Origin of the sequence: Rhizobium sp. 42MFCr.1 (assembly GCF_000377185.1) — a bacterium.
Classification (GTDB): domain Bacteria; phylum Pseudomonadota; class Alphaproteobacteria; order Rhizobiales; family Rhizobiaceae; genus Rhizobium; species Rhizobium altiplani.
Map to the genome: position 1 here is coordinate 42,254 of NZ_KB897858.1, position 7,215 is coordinate 49,468.

General features: G+C 56.4%; 7 protein-coding genes and 1 pseudogene. 3 read left to right on the forward strand and 5 right to left on the reverse strand.

Features of this window, described 5'->3' with window-relative positions; genetic code table 11:
* Positions 1–541: 541 nt before the first annotated feature.
* Together C934_RS35310 and C934_RS32645 are read right to left on the reverse strand one after the other, a co-directional pair.
* On the reverse strand, positions 542–1,015 hold the full coding sequence (locus tag C934_RS35310; protein WP_018859590.1) for a hypothetical protein: 474 nt from the start codon (positions 1,013–1,015) through the stop codon (positions 542–544).
* Positions 1,016–1,472: 457 nt separating this feature from the next.
* Positions 1,473–1,667: a hypothetical protein gene (locus tag C934_RS32645; RefSeq protein ID WP_018859591.1), complete on the reverse strand. Its 195-nt coding sequence runs from the start codon at positions 1,665–1,667 to the stop codon at positions 1,473–1,475.
* A 293-nt stretch (positions 1,668–1,960) separates the two neighbouring features.
* Between C934_RS32645 and C934_RS0126590 the strand changes: the two genes are divergently transcribed.
* Positions 1,961–2,149, forward strand: a complete 189-nt coding sequence (locus C934_RS0126590) for a hypothetical protein (protein ID WP_018859592.1) — start codon at positions 1,961–1,963, stop codon at positions 2,147–2,149.
* 238 nt (positions 2,150–2,387) lie between these two features.
* A complete protein-coding gene (locus C934_RS0126595; RefSeq protein ID WP_018859593.1) occupies positions 2,388–3,326 on the forward strand; it encodes an adenylate/guanylate cyclase domain-containing protein in 939 nt (312 codons plus the stop codon).
* Between the two features lie 82 nt (positions 3,327–3,408).
* Here C934_RS0126595 and C934_RS0126600 read toward each other — a convergent pair whose 3' ends face one another.
* Entirely contained in the window at positions 3,409–5,373 is a 1,965-nt protein-coding gene (locus C934_RS0126600) for an ABC transporter ATP-binding protein/permease (RefSeq protein ID WP_018859594.1), read from the reverse strand.
* A 205-nt stretch (positions 5,374–5,578) separates the two neighbouring features.
* Here C934_RS0126600 and C934_RS0126605 point away from each other — a divergent pair, with 205 nt between their 5' ends.
* Complete coding sequence (locus C934_RS0126605) at positions 5,579–6,298, forward strand: Hint domain-containing protein (RefSeq protein ID WP_018859595.1); 720 nt, start codon at positions 5,579–5,581, stop codon at positions 6,296–6,298.
* Positions 6,299–6,633: 335 nt separating this feature from the next.
* On the opposite strand, the gene C934_RS32650 is transcribed toward C934_RS0126605, so the two are convergent.
* Positions 6,634–6,876, reverse strand: coding sequence for a hypothetical protein (locus C934_RS32650; RefSeq protein WP_018859596.1), 243 nt, complete (start codon positions 6,874–6,876; stop codon positions 6,634–6,636).
* A gap of 123 nt (positions 6,877–6,999) precedes the next feature.
* Positions 7,000–7,215: pseudogene (locus tag C934_RS35315) on the reverse strand (IS110 family transposase); the annotation flags it as partial.

Consider the following 7,215-nt stretch of genomic DNA (forward strand, 5'->3'; position numbering starts at 1 on the left):
CGGGTTCGTCACATGGATTGCACGCGTTTCCAGGTCCGCATGGAGCGCCTTAGAAAGTCCTTCGATTGCGAACTTCGCGGAGCAGTAGAGACCGAAGCCCCAATTCGGTCTTGAACTGTCAAAGGTTGGACTTCTGCGAGACATCCCTTTAGTTCAGGAAAGATCGGGGTGTTGCGAAATTCGGATCCATAGACACCCAAGCTCAGGTCTTTTATCGCGGCGGTTGGAGTGCCGCGGGCCTTCAAACGCAATGGCCGACCCTGTATACGCGCCCGAAAAATCGCAGGCGCTGGTTTCAGTACTGCAAGTTTATTTGCCCGAACCGCGCCCTGTCCATATCGTGCATCGACAGCCAAAGCTTACTCGTTTCATTGGGCATTTGCTCGCGCATGTCAGGGAGGAGGAGGCAACTAGCCAATTCGTGTCGAGTCGATCTGCAGTACGCAATTGGCGGAAAGAGGTCTCTCGCTGATGACTGCTATCAGGCCCAAAGCGCGACCCGATAGCACGATCCCGACAGTTCTTAGGCTAGGCAATCGGCTTATCGTTGAGCAGCGACAGCGTCCAAGAGGCCCCGCGCGTCTTTGCCGTGGTAATCGCGCTTGAAGGCCGCGATTTCCTGCTTTTTAGGTATCGTTATCACGACAAAGCGCTTATCAGGCTCCGGTCCTTCATCAATCGCTAGGTCGACCAACCAGACAGTCATCGATGAACCACGACAGAGGGCCATTAGAAGTTCCGCATCCGCATCTTCTTCGTCCATTGGCTGGAATGGAAGCTCGTAAACAAAGGTTTCCTGAAAGGGCGTTCCCTGGAGACTGTCAGTGAACCACTTCCACGCGGATGAGAAATCGATCGGAAACGGTGGCATCTCCAGGTTCAAGTGCACAATATCTCTGCTGAAGATAACCTCGCCGTCGTAATAGGCGTGGATGCCCAGTGAATACTCAGACTCACTTACGTGGTTCGCAAGTGTCCTTCTGAGCTTCTCTAGGGTTGACGACTTTTCGAACATTAGCGCCTCCAAAACTAAGCAAATGGGCGCTGGCGCGGATATGTCCAGTCATAGCAGTGTTGACAATTCGAACCTCCATTAGCCTTGACCACTGGGCAGCGGGCTGGTCTCCCGCAATGGCCGGCGAATTGGCACACGAGGCCCTGCCTATCCGGCTTGGCAATCGACCGCGAAGGCCGCATCAAGATCGCCGCCCCTGTACGGCGTCATAGGGTCCTCTCGCGCCCCCATTGGAGTGTTCCGCGCATGAAACCGACCGACGACTGGAGCATCGTCATCTATAATTTCGGTTGAAGCTTACGCTGACGCGCATCTGCTGGAGTAGCAGACGTTGACTAAGGACAACCTTATCGACGACGCCATCGACGACGCCCAAGCGAATGGTAGCGGTTTCGGCTACACGGAAGCGTTCAAGGGCTCGCTCCGACCGCCGCCCGGCCGTCTACATCACGTGGGTTTAGTTGGCGCGAACCTCGGCATCAGGTCCATGATTTGCATTTGAAGGGGCCGACCGGCTTGGAAAACGATGGCCACGCTCCGCAGCGGCCTTCTCGAGGAGCATCGCGAAATCGCCCAGCTTCACACCGTCGGCGCGGAGCATCTGACGGATCAGCGGATCAGTCAAAACCTGAGACATAGTAAGGTCGAGCATTGCAAGTTCCTCCTATTTTGGAATGGACCTACCACTCTACCTTGAAGGTCAGATGTCGCTGGGGGGGCGAAAACAAGGCAGGCAACTAGAGCAAAACTCCGCCGGATGCTCCGGCCGGAAATTCAACTCGCCACGCCACTTTGATCATCACGGCCAATTCTTCGATGGGAAAGGAGGCCCCGGAGCAACGCGGAACGAAAAAACGGCGGCCGAGTTGGCGCTGGCTTTCACCCTCAGGAACGAACCCGCTGCCAAACCGTTGTGCTTACCCATAGATATTTGGAGAAAGTGCAATGGGTATCGAGCAAGCTACCACAAGCAAGGGTCGGGATGCCGCGCGTGGACTGAGAAAAAACGCAGCAAAAGAGGAGAAGAAGGTAGAAGCTCAAAAAGGTTCGGACCTCGCTAAAGGTGCCGATCGTTTTGAGGAGCGGTCGAAAAGCTCTGACGGCAAAAGTGCCGGGAAAAAGCAGGGGCTTTAGCCGTAGTTTGGAAACCAGCCGGTGAGTCCCAGCAGACCAATAACCCCGGATAATTGCGGATGTCCGTCGGTCAATGCTTTCCACCATCATACCCTGGCGGAAGATGTCCTCAATCTGGCGGAAGCGAGCAACAGCAAACCGCGCCGGCCTCTCGGACGACTTGCTATCGCCCTTCTCATCCGCGTGTAGATAAGAGCTTATGGCCGAATTTTCGCTGTCAACAGATAGGACCGGTCGAATGGAAGCACCGCCGCTTGAACGCAAGCTTGCAGCCATTCTCGCGGCTGATGTAGAAGGCTATTCCCGGCTGATGAATACTGACGAGGAGCAGACGCTGGCGACTTTGACGTCGCATCGCACGATCGTCGACGGTCTCATTGAAAAGGCCCACGGGCAGATTTTCGGCACAGCCGGCGACAGCGTGCTGGCCGAGTTTCCGTCTGTCGTCCATGCCTTCAATGCGGCCATTGCGATCCAGCAGGCAATGTGGCGCGCCAACGAGGAACTTCCCGTCGACCGTCGAATGAACTTTCGCATCGGGATAAACGTGGGCGACGTTCTGGTGAAGAACGGAGACATCTTCGGCGATGGGGTCAATATTGCCGCCCGGCTGGAGGGGCTCGCCGATGTCGGTGGCATCTGTGTGACGCGGGGCGTAAGGGATCATCTCCGCGATCGTGTGGACGCAACCTTCGAAGACCTGGGAGAGCAAATTATTAAGAATATCCCGCGTCCCCTCCGGGTGTTCCGTGTCCTATTCGACCAGCAGGGAGAGCCCGCGCTCGATTTGACAGCCTCCCTTGTCGGAGACCCAAAACATTCCTCTTCGGTAGCGCAGTCGCTATCGCAAGACAGCGACGATGCGCGTCACCTTGTCGAAGTCGCCTTCTGGGAGTCGGTACAGGAGAGCGACGACCCGGCCGAGTATGTTATCTACCTGGAGCGCTTTCCGCACGGACAATTCGTCGAACTGGCCAACGCGCGGCTCGAGAGCGGTTTAGGGAGTGGAGACGATCCTGCAATCGAACTCGCCTTTTGGGAGACGGTGCGGGAGACCGGTAATAAGGATATGTTGGAAGCTTATTTGGTAAAGTACCCCAACGGGCAGTTCAGCGACCTCGCGAACATTATGATAGCCAACCTTCTGAAAGCCAGGAGCGCACCTTCGATCGATTGAACGCTGCATTCTGGAGATCGCGCGCCTGGCGACGACACACACGAAGAACCCGTCCGGGCCCGTCGCCCGGGATCGAAACACTTCACCTTCTCGTCCGCATTAAACGCGAAAGAACATTTCGCTTTCTTCCTCGCTCAAGAACAATGTCACTAACGAGCCGCGCGCCGCCCTCTCTTCGCTCCAACGTGATCTTGCGGCTGTGGAACGCCTCAAGCTCCGCCCGGTGACCGACACTGACGATCGTGACCTTCGGCAACTCACGGACCAGGGTACCCATGAGCGCGTCCTGGCTCGTTTCATCGAGTGCGGACGTTGCCTCATCCAGCACGACGATATCAGGATCGTGAAGCAGCAGGCGCGCAAAGGCGAGTCGCTGCTTCTCGCCGCCTGACAGCGTATGGTCCCAAGGCGCGTCCTCTTCGATCTTTTCAGCGAGGTGACCCAGACCAACCTTGTCGAGCGCTGCACCGATTTCCTCAGGCGTCCAGCTATCCGCGGCTCCCGGATAGGTGACGGCGCGACGCAGTGTGCCTGATGGGATGTACGGTCTCTGCGGCAGCATGAACATTTGCCTGTTAGCATGAAAGTTGACGCTGCCATTTCCCCACGGCCAGAGGCCGGCGATGGCGCGCACCAGCGTACTTTTGCCCGATCCGGATTCTCCGGCAACAAGCACCCATTCCCCCGGTCCGATCTCAACCTGTGTCTCCTTGACCACGGCGGTCCCGTCCCCAAGCGACACCGAAAGATCCTCGAGGCTCAGCATCGTGTCACCTCCCGTCTCACCGTGCTGGATGCGCCCGAGGGCTTTGCTCAATTCCGCGCGTTCCAGCCCGTCTAGCGACATCATCAGAGAGGCAACGCGCCGCGCCGACGCGTTCCAATCAGCCAGACGCGGATAGTTGTCTACTAACCATCCGAAGGCGCTTTGGACGATGGTAAAGGCGGAGGCTGCCTGCATGACCTGTCCAAGCGTCATGCTGCCGTCCAGAAATTTCGGTGCGCAGAGCAAGACCGGGACAACGGGGGCAATGAGCATCGACCCATGCGAAACGAGTGTCGTTCGCATGTATTGTCGCGCAAGCAGCCGCCATTGCCGCCGCACATTGGCGAATGTCCTACCGAGATCGCTCTGCTCTTCTTCCTCGCCCCCTAGCAGGGCTATACTCTCGCCATTCTCGCGTATCCTCGTGAGGGTATAGCGAAACTCGGCCTCCACCTGGTTTTTCGCCTCGGAAACTAGGACAAACTTGCGGCCGATGAATGCGATCGAACCGGAGGTGATTATGGCGTAGAGCACCGCGGTAACGACCAGAAAACCGGGAATAGTGATCATAGCGCCACCCACCGGAAGCGTTAATGCACCGCCGATCGTCCATAGCACGACGATGAACGTCGACGCAGAAACGAATGCGGATATCACGCCCGCGATGAAGTCGACTGGAGATTCGGTTGCAATCCGCAGATCCTCGGACATGCGCGCTTCCGGGTTCTGATGATCCCCGCCGATCAGATTCAACTGATAGTATCGGCCGTTGGCCAACCAGCGGGAGATCAGTGCCCTCGTCAGCCACGACCGCCAGCCCCGCTGTATCTTCATGCGCACGTAGACCTGGATTGTGACCAGAGCAACACTCCCCAGGACAAGCGGTGGGAAGAGTGCCCCCAGGAAATAGACGCTCGGACCGTTGCGCTGCTCAATTGCATCGAAGATTTCTCGGTTCCAGACATTAATGCCGTACTGGAACCCGACATTGGCTGCAATCAGGAAAAGAAGCCCAATAGACAGCGTCCAAGCCAGCCAGCTTCCGCGGCGCAACGCCCAGTAACCACGAGCGCTTATCCAGAAGCGTTTCAGTAGATAGCGCTTTCGCGCTTGTTCCGCCTCTTCGGGCGTCAACCGGATATCGGGTTCAATCGCATCGGGTGGAGGCTCGATGTCGTCCTGGGTCTTAGCATTGTCTGAGGTGATATTGGCCCATGCCTCAACATCTGATTTTGCATCGCTCATGATGGCGATAACGGCCTGAAAATCAAAAGGTTTCATTGCGTCCCTAATGGGAACGACGATTTCGATTTGGCCCGTGTACTGCAAGCGCGAACCAAACCGTAGGGGAACGCAGTATGGGTGAAGAGCCCCGGCGGCAGCTTGAAGTCATGTCACGGTCAGCATTGCTGCGCCCCGATATGAACGACATCCCTTCCCGCTCGATCCGACCTTTGATCTCCGTCATGGATGAACCGAGCATGACTTGGAGGCGCGTCTCGAACAGGCATGGGGCAACGGAAAAGGGAACTCCGGCGGCAATGGCAAGTCCGGCGGCGGAGGCGGCGGTCCGCAGTGTTTCCTGCGCGGGACGTCAATCCTCACAGATTGCGGCGAAAAGCATGTTGAGGCTCTTCGGGTTGGGGATCGCGTCGTGTTGGTTGGTGGAAAAACCAGCCCGATCAAGTGGGTCGGTCGGCAGGCGTTTAAACAGGCCGGAGCGCGCTGGCATCAGGGCGTCGTGCCGATCCGGGTTTCCCGCCAGGCGCTGGATGCCGGCACACCCCATTCCGATCTTTACCTATCACCTGGCCATGCACTGTTTCTAAATGGCGTTCTTATTCGCGTAAAAGATCTGGTGAATGGCACGACAATCGCACCAATCGCGCCCGACGACGATATGACAATCGAGTATTACGCCGTCTTGCTTGCGACGCATGAAGCGATTTTTGCTGAAGGAGCGGCGGCGGAGACATTTCATCCCTCAGAAGACAACTGGGAGAATTTCTCGAACTTTGCGGAGTATAAGCGCCTATTTCCCGGTGAAGAACGCGTGCTGATGACATCGTATGCGCCGGTGCTAGGCGAAGAAGGGGGCTGGCAACATGTGAAAGCACTTCTTCTCCTGCCATTAATGGCGTCTGCGGATCCGTTCGAGGAGGTCTGTAAGAAAATCAGCGACCAAGCCTTGGAACTGTCGAACTGACCAAGTCGATCAAATCCTCAAGTCACTGTTTTATTGTGCATTCAGACTTTGGTCCAACTAGTGAGCTACGCCGCTGCAAGCTAGCAAAGTGCGCCTTTACTGCTTGACGAGGCGCGAGGGGAAGCCTCGAACTACTCCTGCGGAACCAGCAACGCCCGCCGAGGCTTCTCCTCCATGTATTGCGCGATCTTTTTAGTTCCCGTGTGCCAGCGTGCGTAAAAAAGCCCTGCCCGAGAGGGCGGGGTTGAAGTGGGGGTCATGGAAGGCGGAATCGAACACGTGCGTTCTCAGTTCCACCAATTTTCTAACGCTGGGGACAAGTCTTCGGTTCCGGTTCAATAACGAACATAGGGCGTCATAGATTGATATGTCCGCCTAAGAACCCGCAACTGATTGCCGGGAAGAAGTTCGATAGCCTTATCATGTGTTAGCTTGATCAACCCATTAATGATCTCGGTATCGGTAAAGCCCTGAGCCATCATATGCTGCCCCACGTCATAGAGCGCAATGACTTCCTGCCGCCGCCTCGAAAGAAGCGTTTGCAGGGCAGTCTGCGTTTCCGTGCTCCTATTCACCATGCACAGTTCCGAAACAAGCATTTGCAACGGCCCCCCCACAATTGCACAAAGGTCAAAACCACCGATTTTCAAACGCGGCTATAATCTCGTCGGTTCCGGTCGATCATAAAAAAAGCAACGGTGTTAGGCGTCAATCACCGTTGCTCGATAGTCTCTCATTTTGGCATTGAGGATTATGATCATCCTTCGCATGACCGCGACGAGAGCGACCTTTCCGGGCTTTCCTTTCGCTTTCAGTCGTTCGAAGACGGCCTTCATGGCTGGATCGAAGCGGATGGCGGGCAAGGCGGCGATGTAAAGGGCGTCGCGCACTGGTTTGCGGCCGCCGGCAATCATCCT

What these genes read in the sequence shown, in the direction of transcription:
- C934_RS35310 (WP_018859590.1), bottom strand. Translation starts at nt 1,015, where the DNA reads ATGTTCGAAAAGTCGTCAACCCTAGAGAAGCTCAGAAGGACACTTGCG.
- C934_RS32645 (WP_018859591.1), bottom strand. Translation starts at nt 1,667, where the DNA reads ATGCTCGACCTTACTATGTCTCAGGTTTTGACTGATCCGCTGATCCGT.
- C934_RS0126590 (WP_018859592.1), top strand. Translation starts at nt 1,961, where the DNA reads ATGGGTATCGAGCAAGCTACCACAAGCAAGGGTCGGGATGCCGCGCGT.
- C934_RS0126595 (WP_018859593.1), top strand. Translation starts at nt 2,388, where the DNA reads ATGGAAGCACCGCCGCTTGAACGCAAGCTTGCAGCCATTCTCGCGGCT.
- C934_RS0126600 (WP_018859594.1), bottom strand. Translation starts at nt 5,373, where the DNA reads ATGAAACCTTTTGATTTTCAGGCCGTTATCGCCATCATGAGCGATGCA.
- C934_RS32650 (WP_018859596.1), bottom strand. Translation starts at nt 6,876, where the DNA reads ATGGTGAATAGGAGCACGGAAACGCAGACTGCCCTGCAAACGCTTCTT.